The sequence below is a fragment of the Bradyrhizobium sp. CCBAU 21365 genome (assembly GCF_015291305.1).
In the GTDB taxonomy this organism is placed as follows: domain Bacteria; phylum Pseudomonadota; class Alphaproteobacteria; order Rhizobiales; family Xanthobacteraceae; genus Bradyrhizobium; species Bradyrhizobium elkanii.
This window is the reverse complement of record NZ_CP030036.1, coordinates 4684620-4699953: the sequence shown is the minus strand read 5'-3', so window position 1 is coordinate 4699953 and position 15334 is coordinate 4684620. Positions and strand designations below refer to the sequence as shown.

Annotated in this window: 13 protein-coding genes; 5 read left to right on the top strand and 8 right to left on the bottom strand. The window is 64.3% G+C overall.

Features of this window, described 5'->3' with window-relative positions; genetic code table 11:
* Positions 1–146: 146 nt before the first annotated feature.
* Positions 147–938, top strand: a complete 792-nt coding sequence (gene xth, locus XI02_RS21465) for an exodeoxyribonuclease III (RefSeq protein WP_172648030.1) — start codon at positions 147–149, stop codon at positions 936–938.
* A 24-nt stretch (positions 939–962) separates the two neighbouring features.
* On the opposite strand, the gene XI02_RS21460 is transcribed toward xth, so the two are convergent.
* From XI02_RS21460 to XI02_RS21450, 3 genes are all read right to left on the bottom strand, one after another.
* The gene (locus XI02_RS21460) at positions 963–1799 is read right to left on the bottom strand and encodes a tetratricopeptide repeat protein (protein WP_026192730.1); all 837 of its coding nucleotides are present in this window, start codon (positions 1797–1799) and stop codon (positions 963–965) included.
* Positions 1786–3510, bottom strand: coding sequence for a dihydroxy-acid dehydratase (gene ilvD, locus XI02_RS21455; RefSeq protein WP_018271516.1), 1725 nt, complete (start codon positions 3508–3510; stop codon positions 1786–1788). The genes XI02_RS21460 and ilvD overlap by 14 nt, the downstream gene beginning before the upstream one ends.
* 381 nt (positions 3511–3891) lie before the next feature.
* Positions 3892–5508, bottom strand: coding sequence for a sensor domain-containing diguanylate cyclase (locus XI02_RS21450; protein WP_172648031.1), 1617 nt, complete (start codon positions 5506–5508; stop codon positions 3892–3894).
* 429 nt (positions 5509–5937) lie between these two features.
* Between XI02_RS21450 and XI02_RS21445 the strand changes: the two genes are divergently transcribed.
* Positions 5938–6120, top strand: a complete 183-nt coding sequence (locus XI02_RS21445; RefSeq protein ID WP_016846867.1) for a hypothetical protein — start codon at positions 5938–5940, stop codon at positions 6118–6120.
* A 251-nt stretch (positions 6121–6371) separates the two neighbouring features.
* Here XI02_RS21445 and XI02_RS21440 read toward each other — a convergent pair whose 3' ends face one another.
* The 4 genes from XI02_RS21440 to XI02_RS21425 form a co-directional block, all read right to left on the bottom strand.
* The gene (locus tag XI02_RS21440) at positions 6372–7286 is read right to left on the bottom strand and encodes a hydroxymethylglutaryl-CoA lyase (RefSeq protein WP_172648032.1); all 915 of its coding nucleotides are present in this window, start codon (positions 7284–7286) and stop codon (positions 6372–6374) included.
* Positions 7283–9292, bottom strand: a complete 2010-nt coding sequence (locus tag XI02_RS21435) for an acetyl/propionyl/methylcrotonyl-CoA carboxylase subunit alpha (protein ID WP_194483471.1) — start codon at positions 9290–9292, stop codon at positions 7283–7285. The genes XI02_RS21440 and XI02_RS21435 overlap by 4 nt, the downstream gene beginning before the upstream one ends.
* 14 nt (positions 9293–9306) lie before the next feature.
* Positions 9307–10911 (bottom strand): carboxyl transferase domain-containing protein, encoded by a 1605-nt coding sequence (locus XI02_RS21430; protein WP_172648034.1) that lies wholly within the window; start codon positions 10909–10911, stop codon positions 9307–9309.
* 140 nt (positions 10912–11051) lie between these two features.
* Positions 11052–12224, bottom strand: a complete 1173-nt coding sequence (locus XI02_RS21425) for an isovaleryl-CoA dehydrogenase (protein WP_172648035.1) — start codon at positions 12222–12224, stop codon at positions 11052–11054.
* Between the two features lie 193 nt (positions 12225–12417).
* Between XI02_RS21425 and XI02_RS21420 the strand changes: the two genes are divergently transcribed.
* Positions 12418–13071, top strand: coding sequence for a TetR/AcrR family transcriptional regulator (locus XI02_RS21420; protein ID WP_018271508.1), 654 nt, complete (start codon positions 12418–12420; stop codon positions 13069–13071).
* Positions 13072–13073: 2 nt separating this feature from the next.
* Positions 13074–13568, top strand: coding sequence for an Lrp/AsnC family transcriptional regulator (locus XI02_RS21415; protein WP_069278423.1), 495 nt, complete (start codon positions 13074–13076; stop codon positions 13566–13568).
* A 48-nt stretch (positions 13569–13616) separates the two neighbouring features.
* Here the strand turns inward: XI02_RS21415 and XI02_RS21410 are convergent, their stop codons facing one another.
* The gene (locus XI02_RS21410) at positions 13617–13922 is read right to left on the bottom strand and encodes an ETC complex I subunit (protein WP_016846428.1); all 306 of its coding nucleotides are present in this window, start codon (positions 13920–13922) and stop codon (positions 13617–13619) included.
* Between the two features lie 242 nt (positions 13923–14164).
* On the opposite strand from XI02_RS21410, the gene XI02_RS21405 reads away from it, so the two are divergent.
* Positions 14165–15328 (top strand): OpgC domain-containing protein, encoded by a 1164-nt coding sequence (locus XI02_RS21405; RefSeq protein WP_016846427.1) that lies wholly within the window; start codon positions 14165–14167, stop codon positions 15326–15328.
* The last annotated feature ends 6 nt before the right edge of the window (positions 15329–15334 follow it).

Genomic DNA, 15334 nt, shown 5'->3' with positions numbered 1-15334 from the left:
CCGCCGACGTCCCTTGAAGGCCGGTGCGCGTCGTCACTCCCCCGTCGGCAATTGTTGCGCCTTGTTTCCGGAGAGAGTTAGCACAGGCGGACCGCCCATGGTATGCCACCTAAGTGAAATAGTGCGGCTTCAATCCGGTCATTTGCATGCGCATCGCTACGTGGAACGTCAACTCGGTCCGGCAACGGATCGAACTTCTGGTCAGCTGGCTGAAGGAGTGTTCCCCCGACATCGTCTGTCTGCAGGAGATCAAATGCGTCGATGATGCGTTTCCCCGCCTCGAGGTCGAGGCGCTCGGGTACAATGTCGTCACGCACGGCCAGAAGACCTTCAACGGCGTCGCGCTGCTCTCCAAGCTACCATTCGACGAGACCAAATCCGGCCTCGCCGGCGACGACGAGGATGCCCACGCCCGTTTCCTCGAAGGCGTCGTCACGCTGAAACAGGGCGTGATCCGGGTCGCGTGCCTCTATTTGCCCAATGGCAATCCCGCGAATACCGACAAATATCCGTACAAGCTCAAGTGGATGTCGCGGCTTCTTGAGTATTCGAAGGAGCGGCTGAAGGCCGAGGAGCCGTTGATCCTGGCCGGCGACTTCAACGTCATTCCGGCGGCCCGCGACGTCTACAATCCCGCCGCCTGGGCGGATGACGCCCTGTTTCGGCCTCAGACCCGCGAGGCCTTCCAGTCGCTGCTCGGCCTCGGCCTGACCGACGCGCTCCGCGCCGTCAATGACGAGCCCGGCCAGTACACCTTTTGGGACTACCAGGCCGGCGCCTGGCAGAAGAACTGGGGCCTGCGCATCGACCACCTCTTGATGTCGCCGCAGGCGAGCGACCGGCTGATCGATGTCGGCATCGACAGCTATGTCCGGGCCTGGGAGAAGCCGTCCGACCATGTCCCGGTCTGGGCCGATCTCGATTTCGAGACCGCCTGACCCCCGCACCGGCCGGCCGGGAGATCAATCCCGGCGGCCCTGCACCCAGTGCTCGAGCATCTGCAGCGCCATCGCGCGATCGTCCTCGGACGCCTTGGCGATCGCCCGGTTGTAGCTTTCCTTGATCCAGGCCTCATCCGGCGTCGCGCTGTCGCGCGCCAGCGTCAGCCACATCAGGCCGCGTGCCCGCTGCGGCGGCAGCCGGTCGCCGTTGAACAGCATCTGGCCAAGCAGCGCCTGCGCCTGATGCTGGCCCTTCTGGGCGGCGAGCCCGAGCCAGCGCGCGCCGTAGCGGAAGTCGTCCCGCGAGGCGTCCGGCGTCTTCAGGTACAGCCGGGCAAGGTCGTACTGGGCGTCGGCATTGCCGAAATAGGACGCGGCATAGGAGAACATCTCCCGCGCCCGCTCGGTGTCCGCCTTCACCTTGGAATTGGGAATGCCGCTCAGATAGTAGCGGCCGAGCGCGACGAAGGCGTTGGCCACGATCGAGGCCTGCGGCGCCGACGGCGAATCCTCGGCATGCGCATTGGCGATCCGGCTGAAATACTCGAAGGCGCGCATGTCGTCCTGGATGACGCCATCGCCCTCGGCGTACATCTTGCCGAGCTTCCACTGCGCGACGGGGTGACCGCCCTCGGCCTGATACTGCAGCGTGCTGAACGACGAGGTCGGCGAGGTCGCCGCAGGCGCCACCGGGGTCGCGGCCCGTTTCAGCGCGCCGGCTGTCCCCGGCTGCGGGGAAACCACAGGAAGAACCGTATCTTGTGGGTTGACCGGAGCGCCGTCGAATCCGAATCCGGGGCCCGCCACCGGAATGGCCCCTAACGCAAACGCCAATATCGTACGCCTAAACGTCCGCATAACACTGTTTCTCGTACGCGCCACCCGGATGGGTGACTGCGCCATCCACCGCCGGCCCCACTTGCTCGGCGTACTTCCACAGCGCACCAGATGTATGGTTCGTCGCGCGCGGGGCCCATTTGGTCTTACGATTTGCGAGTTCGGCGTCGCTCAAATTTACGTTAAGGGTGCCGGCGACCGCATCGATCTCGATGATGTCGCCGTCTTGCAACAACCCGATCGGCCCGCCGACGGCCGCCTCGGGTCCAATATGTCCGATGCAGAAGCCACGGGTGGCGCCGGAGAACCGGCCATCGGTGATCAGGGCAATCTTGCCGCCCATCCCTTGCCCGGTCAGCGCCGCCGTGGTCGCCAGCATCTCCCGCATGCCGGGACCGCCCTTAGGCCCCTCGTAGCGGATCACGATAACCTCGCCTTCCCTGTAGGTGCGCTTCTGCACCGCCTCGAAGGCGTCTTCCTCGCGGTCGAAGCACCGGGCCGGACCGGTAAACCTCAGGTTGGACATTCCCGCGACCTTCACGATCGCACCCTCCGGAGCGAGATTACCCTTCAGCCCGACAACGCCACCCGTCACGGTGATCGGATTGTCGGCGGGCCGCACCACATCCTGGTGCGGATTCCATTTCACGCTTTTGAGGTTTTCGGCGATCGTTCGGCCAGTGACGGTCAGGCAATTCCCGTGCAGGTGGCCATTGTCGAGCAGCGTCTTCATCAGCAGCGGAATGCCACCTACTTCAAACATGTCTTTGGCAACATAACGGCCGCCCGGCTTCAAATCCGCGACGTAAGGAGTCTTTTTGAAGATTTCGGCGACGTCGAACAAATTGAATTTAATGCCGCACTCATGGGCGATCGCCGGCAGGTGCAGCGCAGCATTGGTCGAACCACCTGAGGCTGCAACCACGGCCGCAGCATTTTCAAGGGCTTCGCGGGTGACGATGTCGCGGGGCCGGATGTTTTTCTCGATCAGCTCCATCACCTTCTCGCCCGCGGCAGCGCAGAAGGAGTCGCGGATCTCGTAAGGCGCCGGGGCCCCGGCGGAATACGGGAGCGCGAGGCCGATCGCCTCGGAGACGGTCGCCATCGTGTTGGCGGTGAACTGGGCGCCGCAGGCGCCGGCCGACGGGCACGCCACCCGCTCGATCTCGTCGAGGTCCTCGTCCGACATGGCGCCAACCGAGTGCTTGCCGACGGCCTCGAACATGTCCTGAACGGTGACCGGCTGGCCGCGGAAGTTGCCGGGCAGGATCGAGCCGCCATAGATGAAGATCGACGGCACGTTGAGGCGGACCATCGCCATCATCATGCCCGGCAGCGACTTGTCGCAGCCGGCGAGCCCGACCAGCGCGTCATAGGAGTGGCCGCGGACCGTGAGCTCGACCGAATCGGCGATGCATTCGCGCGACGGCAGCGACGAGCGCATGCCGTCATGGCCCATCGCGATGCCGTCGGTGACGGTGATGGTGCAGAACTCGCGCGGCGTGCCGCCGGCCGAGGCGACGCCCTTCTTCACCGCCTGCGCCTGGCGCATCAGCGAAATGTTGCACGGAGCCGCTTCATTCCAACATGAAGCAACGCCGACAAAGGGTTGATGAATCTGGGCTGTCGTCAGTCCCATCGCGTAGAGATAGGAACGGTGCGGAGCGCGCTCGGGCCCTTCCGTCACGTGACGGCTGGGCAGCCTGCCCTTGATGTTCGTTTTGGCGTCCATCGCGACCCTGTTCCCGGCGCTCTTTCCTCCATCAACGCCGGAACCCGAAAAAATGTCCCGTCGTCGGAGCGCTGGCTATTCAGCTACGTGAATATCCTTTCATGTCGGGGTGTGGCTAAAAAGCGGCGCGACTACGGACCGGGTGCTTTTAAGGTTAAATGTTCAGGCACCGTTGCAGTGCCGCAACAATCGTGGCCGCCGGGCAACCATATATTATCAATCCTTATGGGAACCTGACGCGTGGCTGACCACATAGCCGTCAGATTGCCGCCTTACGATGGAGCTCGCTTGAGTAGCGGGATTGAAGGACAGCCCTTGCTCACGGATTCAACTGTCAAACGGCGTATTGCGCATGCGGGTGATCCAGTATTCCAGAGCCGTTTACCCGGCGGCCAGCTTCGGTGGCGACGGAGGTGACCAGCACTCCGTGCGATTCCGGCCGTGCTCCTTGGCCTGGTAGAGCGCCGCATCGGCGGCCTTCATCAGGGCGTCTATCCCGGGCATGCTTGTGAGGGCCTCGGCAACGCCGATGCTCACTGTCAGTGGCACCAGTCGATCATCGGCCCTCAATGACAATGCTTCCGCCCTCTTGCGAATGCGCTCGGCGACGGTTCGGGCGCGCGACAATGTGGTCTCCGGCAGCAGGACCGCGAACTCCTCGCCTCCGACACGGCCGACGACGTCGGACTTGCGCTTGCCCCGAATGCATATCCCGGCAACAGCCTTGATGGCCTCGTCACCGGCCGCATGACCGAAGCGATCATTGATGCTCTTGAAGTGATCGATATCGACCATCAGCACGGATACGGAACGATAGTAGCGCTGGAACCGGCTCCACTCCGCATCCAGCGCCGTCAGGAAGTGCCTGCGGTTGAACAATCCGGTGAGCGGATCGGTGGTCGCAAGCACCTCCAGCTGCCGTGCGCTAGCGACAAGATCGGTCACGTCGACGAAGGTCAGCATGCGACCGCCGTTTGCCATCGTCGAGCAATGGATCCTGATATGGCGGCCGTCCGGCGTCTGCACGTCGCGCTTGTGATCGCCTGCCTTGATCTCCGCAATCCGCTTCGCGGGAAAGGCCCTGATCTGCTCCGGGGTCGCGTCCGCCGGAACGGCGCGGCGGTTGCGCGTAAGCAGCGTGATGTATGCCGGATGCCGCGCGACCTCCTCCTCGCTCACCTCCCAGAAGTCCCGCATTCGCCGATTGAGGAAGATCGCATTGAGACGGCGGTCGAGCAGGACGACGCCGTCCTCCACGTTCTCGAGCGCACCGGTCAGCACCTTCAGCTGGTCCGATGCGCGCACGATGTCGGTCACGGGCGTGTAGCTCACCATCCGGCCGCCGTCGGGCAGCGGCGTGCACTGGCATCGAACCACATCACCATTGCTGCGCCTGAGATCGATCGGGTTTGGGTCCCCGACGCTCACGAGGCGGACGCGCTCGGCAACATAGGCTTCGAGCTGCGCGGCCGGCAGCTCATAGGCCATGGTCTTGCAGCCGTGATGCATCAGGTCGGTGAAGGTGGGGTTGCGGTCGGCCACCGCGTCCGGAAGGCCCCACATGCTCCGAAACGCACGATTGATGAACAGGGCTTTCAGCTCCGAGTCCAAAAGCAGGATGCCGACCGGGATCTGATCGAGCGCCGCGCGCAGCGCCAGCATGTGCCCGCGCAGAATATCGCCGCTGCGCCGCTCCGGAATCGCGGCCGGTGCAGGAGCAGCAGGCGCGGGCGCCGCAGCGTTGGCCTGCTGCTCTTCAAAAGCCAGGCCGAGCTGGCGATCCGATTGCCACAGCCGTTTGCATGGCTTCACCTGATTGCTGCCGACGAGCAGCAGTTGAATGTGATCGGGAATGCCAACGACACTCTCGAGTTCCACGGTGGCGCCCGTCTCCGTGAGCTGGCGGACCGTGCAGTCGAAGGCCGACCGGCCGAAGTTGAAGACGATTTTTCCGGCCAGAAACGTTCGGCCGCGGGAAGCTGACACCTGTCCGGACATGGCGAGAATCCACCTGGAGCAATTGCGAGCCCCTTCACCTCAGCACGTTTGAGTCACCAAGCCATGAACGCTTTCGGGAGGGTTTAATCGGGAGCCGGGCCAATGACGACCGCTGTGTGCGCCGCAAAACCGGTTCCAACCGACATGGAAAACGGACTCGCGGCCAAAGGACGCAAGGCTCAATGCGACTTGATCTCCTGAGAGGACCGCATACGGAATGGTTGCGCCCCACCGTCCGATCCGAACACCTCCCACCTGCGAAAAGCTTCGGTTCGCTGTTCGAGCTACGGCGGACAAGTCGTTCCCATCAATCGGTCAAAGTCACTGCCGGGAAGAATTTAGTTCTACCCTATAATTATGCTGTGTTAGACGCAGTCCGAGTAGTAGCGTCGCAACTCCCTCAGTAACAGTGTCAGGGAAACGCCCGCCATGTCTGCTCTCCAAGCAAAGCTGGAACGATTTGAGATCCTCGCCGACGAATGCGAGCTGATCGCTAGCAGGACGCTGGATGGGAGCAACCGCGAGCTATACCAGCGGCTGGGCGGGCACTATCGCGAGCTGGCGACCGATATGAGGGCCGTGATCGCGACCATCAACGCTCCGGCAGCGTAAGAAAAGGGCCGCTCGAAACAACAAGCGGCCCAAGTCTAGGGAGGAAACGCCCTCAAGGAGGGCGGCGATAGCGCGAGGCGCTGTCGCACGATGTGCATATGGGTTGAGAGTCCAGCTTCGGGAGCCCAGACTGCGCAAGCCAGGGGCGCGACTATGTGCCTTGAATCTGCGCTTCGCAGCGCATAACTCCGGGCGCGAGCGCCGAAGATTGAGGCGGCTATAATCCCAAATCGCCCCAAGCACCCCACAATTTACGAGTTGCCGAGCCGCTTCCGTTTCGCGTTGAGCGCGGACGCAACACGGCTCACCGGCGGACGGCCGAGCAAGCCGGCGACTTCGTTCGTCGTGGCCAGCAGCCTGTCCATGTCGATCCCTGTCTTCACGCCCATGCCCTCAAGCATGTAGACGACGTCCTCCGTCGCCACATTGCCCGTGGCGCCGGGGGCGTAGGGGCAGCCGCCGAGGCCGCCGGCGGCGGCATCGATGACGCGGACGCCCTCCTCCATGCCGGCATAGAGATTGGCGAGCGCCTGACCGTAGGTGTCGTGGAAGTGCATCGCGAGGTTGCCGACCGGCAACTCAGAACCGACTGCACGCAGCATCTGCTTGGCCTTCAGCGGCGTGCCGACGCCGATGGTGTCGCCGAGCGAGATTTCATAGCAGCCGAGATCCCACAGCGTCACCGCGAGGTCGGCGACCGCCTTCGGCTTGATCTCGCCGTCGAACGGACAGCCGAGCACGCAGGAGATATAGCCGCGCACCTTGACGCCGTCGGCCTTGGCGCGGGCCAGCACCGGCTTGAAGCGCTCGATCGATTCCGCGACCGAGCAGTTGATGTTGGCGCGGGAGAAGCCTTCGGAGGCCGCCGCGAACACCGAGACCACCTGGGCGCCGGCAGCGCGCGCGGCGTCATAGCCCTTCTCGTTCGGCACCAGCACGTGGAATTCGGCGCCCTTGATGTGGCTGACGCCGCGCAGCACCTGTTCGGAGCTTGCCATCTGCGGGATCGCCTTCGGCGACACGAAGGCGCCGACCTCGACCGTATTGAGCCCGGCCGCCACCAGCGCCTCGACGAAGGCGATGCGCGCCTCGACGCTGACCGGCGTCTTTTCGTTCTGCAGGCCGTCGCGCGGCCCCATCTCGATGATCTTGATCTGATCGCTCATGACGCGGCCGCAGGTTCGACTTCGGCAAGCTCGACACCCTCGCCGACGATGTCGCCGACCTTGCATTTGAGCTTCTTCAGCACGCCGGCATAGGGCGCGCGCAGGGTCTGCTCCATCTTCATCACCTCCAGGGTGAGGATCGGCGCGCCCTTCTCGAGTGTCGCACCCTCCTCGGCCAGCAGCGCGACCACGGTGCCCGGCAAGGGAGCAACGATCTTGTCCTCGCCGACCTGCTCTTCGCTCTCGCCGCCGAACGGATCGACCCAATGCAGGTCGAAGCGGCCGTTGCGGGTGCGCAAGTAAAGCTCGTGGCCTTCGACGACCGAAGCAATGCGCGACTTGAGGCCGTTGAGCGTCAGATCGAAGCCGTCATCGCCGCCTGACGAGATCGCGAAGACGAGCTCGCGGCCGCCGACGGAGAGCGTCGACGGTCCATTGCCATAGTGCAGCGTGATGGTCTGGGCGAGCTCATGGCCCTGCCGGAACGAAAACACCCGCTGGCGGCGGCCGACCGGCATCCAGCCGAAGGCCTGCCAGGGCGAGTTGGCCTCGCGCCGCGCCGCCTTCTGCTCGTCGTTGACGATCGCGGCGACCGCCGCGCAAAGCTCGAACTCGCCGGCCGCGCCGGTGCCCGATGTTAGGTTCTTCAGCTCGCGCTCGATGAAGCCGGTATCGATCGCATTGGCTCGCGTATCCTTGTGCATCACCAGCGCCGACAGGAACGGGATATTGGTGACGATGCCGCGGACATCGGTTTCCTCAAGCCCGCGATTGAGCTTCTCGATCGCGCCCTCGCGCGTCGGCGCCCAGGCGATCACCTTGGCGAGCATCGCGTCATAGTACGGCGAGACGTTATCGCCGCTGCGATAGCCGGCATCGATGCGCAGGCCGTCGCCTTCCTGTGGCGTGCGCCAGGTCTTGATGCGGCCGACCGAGGGCATGAAGTTCTTCTGCGGATTTTCGGCGTAGACGCGTGCCTCGATGGCATGCCCGTTCAGCCTGATTTCGTCCTGCTTCAGCGGCAGCGCCTCGCCGAAGGCGACGCGCAGCTGCCATTCGACGAGATCGACGCCGGTGATCAGCTCGGTGACGGGATGCTCGACCTGCAGGCGGGTGTTCATCTCGATGAAGAACACATCCTTGCCGTCGGAGACGAACTCGATGGTGCCGGCGCCGATATAGTTGACCGCGCCGGCGGCCTTGCGGGCGGCCTCGCAAACCGTCTCGCGCTGTGCGGCGTTCAGCGTCGGCGACGGCGCCTCCTCGATTACCTTCTGGTGGCGGCGCTGCAGCGTGCATTCGCGCTCCCACAGCGAGAGCAGATTGCCGTGGCTGTCGCCGATGATCTGCACCTCGATGTGGCGCGGGTTCTGCACGTATTTCTCGATCAGCATGCGGTCGTCGCCGAATGCCGCCTTGGCCTCGCGCTTGGCGCTGGTGATCGCGGCCGTGAGTTCAGCCGCCGAATTGACCACGCGCATGCCGCGTCCGCCGCCGCCGGCGGACGCCTTCACCAGCACGGGGAAGCCGATCCGGTTGGCAGCCTCCGCCAGCGTTGCCTCGTCCTGGGCCTCGCCGTGATAGCCGGGCACCAAGGGCACGCCGGCCTTCTCCATCAGCGCCTTGGAGCCGGACTTCGAGCCCATCGCCGTCATCATCTCGGCGGTCGGGCCGACGAACACCAAACCTGCTTCAAGACAGGCCTGCGCGAACTCGGCATTTTCAGACAGGAAGCCGTAGCCGGGATGCACCGCCTCGGCGCCGGTCTCCTTGGCCGCCGCGATAACACGCTCGATGTTGAGATAGCTGTCGCGCGCCCGTGCCGGCCCGAGCAGCACGGCCTCGTCGGCGAGCGCGACATGCATCGCGTCGCGGTCGGCCTCGGAATAAACAGCGACGGTGCGCAGCCCCATGGCGCGCGCCGAACGGATGACGCGGCAAGCGATCTCGCCGCGGTTGGCGATCAGAAGCGTGCGGAAACGCCGGGTGAGTTTTGAGCGGTCCATGATCAGATCCTGGGTCACATCCTGAACAGGCCGAATTTCGTGGGCTCGATCGGCGCGTTGGCCGCCGCCGACAGGCCGAGCCCGAGCACGAGGCGGGTATCGGCCGGATCGATCACGCCATCATCCCACAGCCGCGCCGTGGCGTAATAGGGATTGCCCTGCTTCTCGTATTGCGCGCGGATCGGCTCGCGGAATTTGTCTTCCTCTTCCGCCGACCAGCTCTCGCCCTTGGCCTCGATGCCGTCGCGGCGCACCTGGCTGAGCACCATCGAGGCCTGCTCGCCGCCCATCACCGAGATGCGCGCATTCGGCCACAGCCAGAGGAAACGCGGGCTGTAGGCGCGGCCGCACATGCCGTAATTGCCGGCGCCGTAGGAGCCGCCGATGACGACGGTGAATTTCGGCACGCCGGCGGTGGCAACCGCCGTCACCAGCTTGGCGCCGTCGCGCGCGATGCCGCCCGCCTCGTATTTCTTGCCGACCATGAAGCCGGTGATGTTCTGCAGGAACACCAGGGGAATGCCGCGCTGGCAGCACAGCTCGATGAAATGCGCGCCCTTCAGCGAGCTTTCGCTGAACAGGATGCCGTTATTGGCGATGATGCCGACCGGATAGCCAAAGATATGGGCGAAGCCGCAGATCAGCGTAGTGCCGTAGAGCTTCTTGAACTCGTCGAATTCGGAGCCGTCGACGATCCGCGCGATGATGTCGTGCACGTCGAACGGTTTTCTGCCGTCGGCGGAGACCACGCCATAGATCTCCTCGGCCGGAAACAGCGGCTCCTGCGGAGAGCGCATGTTGAGCTGAGCCTTCACCGGCTGCTTCAGCGTGCCGACGATGCGGCGCGCGATCCCGATCGCGTGGGCGTCGTTTTGCGCATAGTGATCGGTCACGCCGGACTGCCGGGAGTGCACATCGGCGCCGCCGAGTTCTTCGGCGGTGACGACCTCGCCGGTCGCGGCCTTCACCAGCGGCGGACCACCGAGGAAGATCGTGCCTTGATTCCGCACGATGATGCTCTCGTCGGACATCGCCGGCACATAGGCGCCGCCCGCGGTGCAGGAGCCCATCACGATCGCGATCTGCGGGATGCCCTGCGACGACATCTGGGCCTGGTTGTAGAAGATGCGGCCGAAATGCCGCTCGTCGGGAAAGATCTCGTCCTGCAACGGCAGGAAGGCGCCGCCGGAATCCACCATGTACACGCAGGGCAGATTGTTCTGACGCGCGATGTCCTGGGCGCGCAGATGCTTCTTCACCGTCATCGGGTAATAGGTGCCGCCCTTGATGGTGGCGTCGTTGGCGACGATGATGCACTCGCGCCCCGCGATGCGCCCGACGCCGGTGATGACGCTGGCGGAATGCACGTCACCACCATAGAGCCCGTGGGCGGCGAGCGGCGACAGTTCGAGGAACGCGGTGCCGGGGTCGACCAACAGATCGACGCGATCGCGCGCCAGCATCTTGCCGCGCGAGGTGTGCCGCTTGCGCGATGTCTCGCCGCCGCCGCCGGCCACCTGGTTGAGTTTTCCGCGGAGCTCCGCGACCAGGCCGCGCATCACCTCGGCGTTGCGGGCAAATTCAGAAGATGTGGGATCGATCGTCGAATGAAGCGGCATCGGTGTTGCACGTTTCGTTGGAGTATCGGTGGGGTTCAAGGTCAATCATCATGCCGGGGCGAGCACAACTGCCACCACTGATGCGGTGACAGCCCCTCACCCCGCCCCTCTCCCGCAAGCGCGCGGAGAGGGAGAGGACATCAGGCCGTCTTGGCGAACAGTTCGCGGCCGATCAGCATGCGGCGGATCTCGCTGGTGCCGGCGCCGATCTCGTAGAGCTTTGCGTCGCGCAGCAAGCGGCCGGTGGGATAATCGTTGATGTAGCCGTTGCCGCCGAGCAGCTGGATCGCATCCAGCGCGCATTGGGTGGCCTTCTCGGCGGCATAGAGGATGGCGCCGGCGGCGTCCTCGCGCGTGGTCTCGCCGCGGTCGCAGGCCTTCGCCACCGCGTAAACATAGGCGCGCGAGGCGTTCATCGTGGTGTACATGTCGGCGACCTTGCCCTGCACCAGTTGGAACGAGCCGATCGGCTCGCCGAACTGCTTGCGCTCGTGGACGTAAGGCAGCACGACGTCCATGCAGGCCTGCATGATGCCGATCGGCCCCGCCGCCAGCACCGCGCGCTCATAGTCGAGACCACTCATCAGCACGTTGACGCCGCGGCCGACCTCGGACAGCACGTTCTCCTCCGGCACCTCGCAATCCTCGAACACCAGTTCGCAGGTGTCGGAGCCGCGCATGCCGAGCTTGTCGAGCTTCTGCGCGGTGGAAAATCCCTTCATGCCCTTTTCGATGATGAAGGCGGTGATGCCGCGCGGGCCGGCGTTCGGATCGGTCTTGGCGTAGACCACCAGCGTATCGGCGACCGGCCCGTTGGTGATCCACATCTTGTTGCCGTTGAGCACGAAGCGGTCGCCCTTCCTGTCGGCGCGGGTCTTCATCGAAACCACGTCCGAGCCGGCCTGCGGCTCCGACATCGCGAGCGAGCCGACATGCTCGCCGGAGATCAGCTTCGGCAGGTATTTGCGCTTCTGCGCCTCGTTGCCGTTGCGGCGGATCTGGTTGACGCAGAGGTTGGAATGGGCGCCGTAGGACAGCCCGACCGCGGCCGACGCCCGCGAGATCTCCTCGACCGCGATGCAGTGCTCGAGATAGCCGAGGCCCGAGCCGCCATACTCCTCCTCGACGGTGATGCCGTGCAGGCCGAGCGCGCCGATCCTCGGCCAGAGGTCGCGCGGAAACTGGTTGCTGCGGTCGATCTCGGCGGCGCGCGGCGCGATCTCGTTGGTCGAGAAATCATGCACCGTCTCGCGGATCGCATCCGCGGTCTCGCCAAGGTCGAAATTGAAGATTGCCGCCTGGTTCGAGGCCATGATCCCTCCCGTGAGATTCATCTTGCAATTAAACGATCATACGTTTTTTTCTTGGCTTCGCAAGCAACCGTGCTATGGTTTGGGCGCGAAATCCGCAGTTCGTTGAATTCACTGGGATTTCATGCGATATACATACGGTCGTTCGCTTGTTTCCCGTTATCCTTGGCAAGCCAACACCCTCCGAGGCGCCCCGATGGCACGCACGATCGGCTCACACGGTCCCACCACGCTGGAGGCGATCCGCAAGGCCGGTGTGCGCCTGATCTTCGAGCACGGCTACGAGGCCATGAGCCTGCGCCAGCTTGCCGCCGAGGTCGGCATCCAGGCGGGCTCACTCTACAACCATATCTCAACCAAGCAGGACCTGCTGTTCGATCTGGTGCAGGACCATATCAACGATTTGCTGCGCGAGCTTGATCTTGCGCTGGAGGGCAAGGCCGATCCGGCCGAGAAGCTGCGCGCCTTTGTCGCGTTCCATGTCACCTATCACATGACCCGCAAGCGCGAGGTCTTCATCGCCAATTCCGAGCTGCGCAGCCTCGATGCGAAGAACTACGACGCCGTGGTGGCGCTGCGCGGCGCCTATGAGCAGCGGCTGGCGCAGATCCTGACCGACGGGGTGTCGGACGGCGTGTTCGAGGTGGTCGACATCCAGGTCGCGACCTTCGCGATCCTGGCGTTGCTCACCGGGCTCTGCACCTGGTACCGCCCCGGCGGCCGGCTGACCCGCGACGCCATCATCGCGGCGCATGAGAAACTGGTGCTGTCGGGCGTCGCGCCGCAGGCCGCGATCGGCCAGGCGAGCCACGGCAGCGACAGCCGGCGCGCCGCCGCGGCGGGCTCGTGACCGTGACCGAGCGCCCACAACTCGATGACATCGATCTGCGGATCCTGTCCGAGTTGCAGCGGGACGGCCGGATCAGGATCAACGAGCTCGCCGAGCGGGTCGGCATCACTGCCCCGCCCTGCCTGCGCCGGGTCCGCGCCCTGCGCAGCCGCGGCGTGATCCAGGCGATCCGCGCCACGCTGGACGAACGGCTGCTCGGCTATGAGGTGACGACTTTCGTGCTGATCCAGCTCGACAGCCAGACCCTGAGCGCGATCGAGGCGTTCGAAGCGGCGGTGGCAGCCGTGCCGCGCTTCCTGCAATGCTGGCGGATCTCGGGCGATGCCGACTTCATGCTCCGATGCGTCGCGCCCAGCGTCGACGACATGCGCCAGCAGCTGCTGCAATTCGCCGGCCTGCCCAATGTGCGCAAGATCAGAAGCTTTCCGGTGCTCGGCGTCTCCAAGGACGCGCCGCTGCCGATCCCGGGCGCCCTCGCCGCGCCCACGGCGAACTGATCCGGGCGCGAGTCCGGACCAGCGCGTCCAACCTTAGTGGGTCCAATCTTAGTGGGTCCAAGGCTCCCAGCGGCGGAACGCGAAATTGTCGGCATAGGCGATCTGGCGGTGCGCCGAATCCTTCGGCTCGATCACCTGGTAGGCGATGCCCTTGCGCTCGCAATAGGCGACCGCCTCTTCCTTGGTCTCGAACTGCAGCGTCAGCTGCTGCTTCATGTCGGTGGACGAGGTCCAGCCCATCAAGGGCTCAACGGAGCGCGGCTGCTCCGGCTCGTAGTCCAGTTGCCACTCTTTGGTCTTGGCACGTCCCGATTGCATCGCGTTTTTGGCGGGCTTAAAAATGCGTGCGGTCATGGATGGTCGGCCCCGTGGGATGTGCGACATGGAAGCGATTTGAAGGAAACCGCCGGGATAGTATAGAGACACCTATCAACGATCTGATCGGTGATTCCTCGATCTCGGAGGCAGCCTTCGCCGGACCGGTATAGTCATTCTACCGCGCTGTGACAATCTGGCCTCGGGAGGCTTCCTTTGGAGCCCGCTGGGCTCGCGGCGCGATCTTCTCGACAAGCATCACCTCGAGGAAGCGGCGCCCCATGGAAATCCACGCTACCCTGCCCGAAAAAGGACGTGACCTCCGGCTCGACCTGTTCCGCGGGGTCGCGAACTGGGCGATCTATCTCGATCACATCCCCGACAACGTCGTGAACTGGATCACGACGCGGAATTACGGCTTCAGCGACGCCGCGGACCTGTTCGTCTTCATCTCCGGCTACACCGCCTCCTTCGTCTATGCCCGCATGATGCTGGAGCGCGGCTTCATCGTCGGCGCCACCCGGCTGACCAAGCGGGTCTGGCAGCTCTACGTCGCCCACATCATCCTGTTCGTGATCTACATCGCCTCGATCAGCTATCTGGCGCTGCGCTTCGGCGATTCCGAGATCATCAACGAGTTCAACGTCGCCGGCCTCGTCGACAACGCCACCGAGACGCTGCGCCAGGGCCTGTTCCTGAAATTCAAGCCGGTCAATCTCGACGTGCTGCCGCTCTATATCGTGCTGATGGGCCTGTTCCCGCCGGTGCTGTGGTTCATGCTGCGGCGGCCGAACTGGACCATGGCGGCCTCGCTCGTGCTGTGGCTGGTGTCGCGCCACCAGGGCTGGAACCTGCCGGCCTACCCGGCCGGCAGCTGGTACTTCAATCCATTCGCCTGGCAGGTGCTGTTCGTGTTCGGCTCGTGGTGCGCGATGGGCGGCGCGCGCAACAACATGCGCATCATCAACTCGCGCTACACGCTGTGGTTCTGCATCGCCTATATGATCTTCGCGCTGATCATGACGATGGCCGGACGCTTCCCGGACTTCGGCGCCATGTTTCCGGACTGGCTCTATTCGGCCTTCAACCCGAACGACAAGACCAACCTTGCGCCGTATCGCTTCCTGCACTTCGTGGTGATCACGGTGCTGGTGATCCGCTTCATCCCGAAGGACTGGGCGGCGCTGGAGTGGAAGGTGTTCGATCCCTTGATCGTCTGCGGCCAGCAGTCGCTGGCGGTGTTCTGCGTCGGCGTGTTCCTGTCCTTTGTCGGACATTTCGAGCTCTCGATGAGCTCGGGCTCGCTGTTCGCGCAGATCTTCGTCAGCATCTCCGGCATCGCGATCATGACGATCGTGGCCTATTACATCTCGTGGTCGAAGCGGCAGGACAAGCCGGTCAAACCGCCGGCGGCAAAACCCTCGACGACGGCGACGGCGGCGTAACAGACG

Coding starts and splice junctions, on each gene's coding strand:
- xth (WP_172648030.1), top strand. CDS start 147: ATGCGCATCGCTACGTGGAACGTCAACTCGGTCCGGCAACGGATCGAA.
- XI02_RS21460 (WP_026192730.1), bottom strand. CDS start 1,799: ATGCGGACGTTTAGGCGTACGATATTGGCGTTTGCGTTAGGGGCCATT.
- ilvD (WP_018271516.1), bottom strand. CDS start 3,510: ATGGACGCCAAAACGAACATCAAGGGCAGGCTGCCCAGCCGTCACGTG.
- XI02_RS21450 (WP_172648031.1), bottom strand. CDS start 5,508: ATGTCCGGACAGGTGTCAGCTTCCCGCGGCCGAACGTTTCTGGCCGGA.
- XI02_RS21445 (WP_016846867.1), top strand. CDS start 5,938: ATGTCTGCTCTCCAAGCAAAGCTGGAACGATTTGAGATCCTCGCCGAC.
- XI02_RS21440 (WP_172648032.1), bottom strand. CDS start 7,286: ATGAGCGATCAGATCAAGATCATCGAGATGGGGCCGCGCGACGGCCTG.
- XI02_RS21435 (WP_194483471.1), bottom strand. CDS start 9,292: ATGGACCGCTCAAAACTCACCCGGCGTTTCCGCACGCTTCTGATCGCC.
- XI02_RS21430 (WP_172648034.1), bottom strand. CDS start 10,911: ATGCCGCTTCATTCGACGATCGATCCCACATCTTCTGAATTTGCCCGC.
- XI02_RS21425 (WP_172648035.1), bottom strand. CDS start 12,224: ATGGCCTCGAACCAGGCGGCAATCTTCAATTTCGACCTTGGCGAGACC.
- XI02_RS21420 (WP_018271508.1), top strand. CDS start 12,418: ATGGCACGCACGATCGGCTCACACGGTCCCACCACGCTGGAGGCGATC.
- XI02_RS21410 (WP_016846428.1), bottom strand. CDS start 13,922: ATGACCGCACGCATTTTTAAGCCCGCCAAAAACGCGATGCAATCGGGA.
- XI02_RS21405 (WP_016846427.1), top strand. CDS start 14,165: ATGGAAATCCACGCTACCCTGCCCGAAAAAGGACGTGACCTCCGGCTC.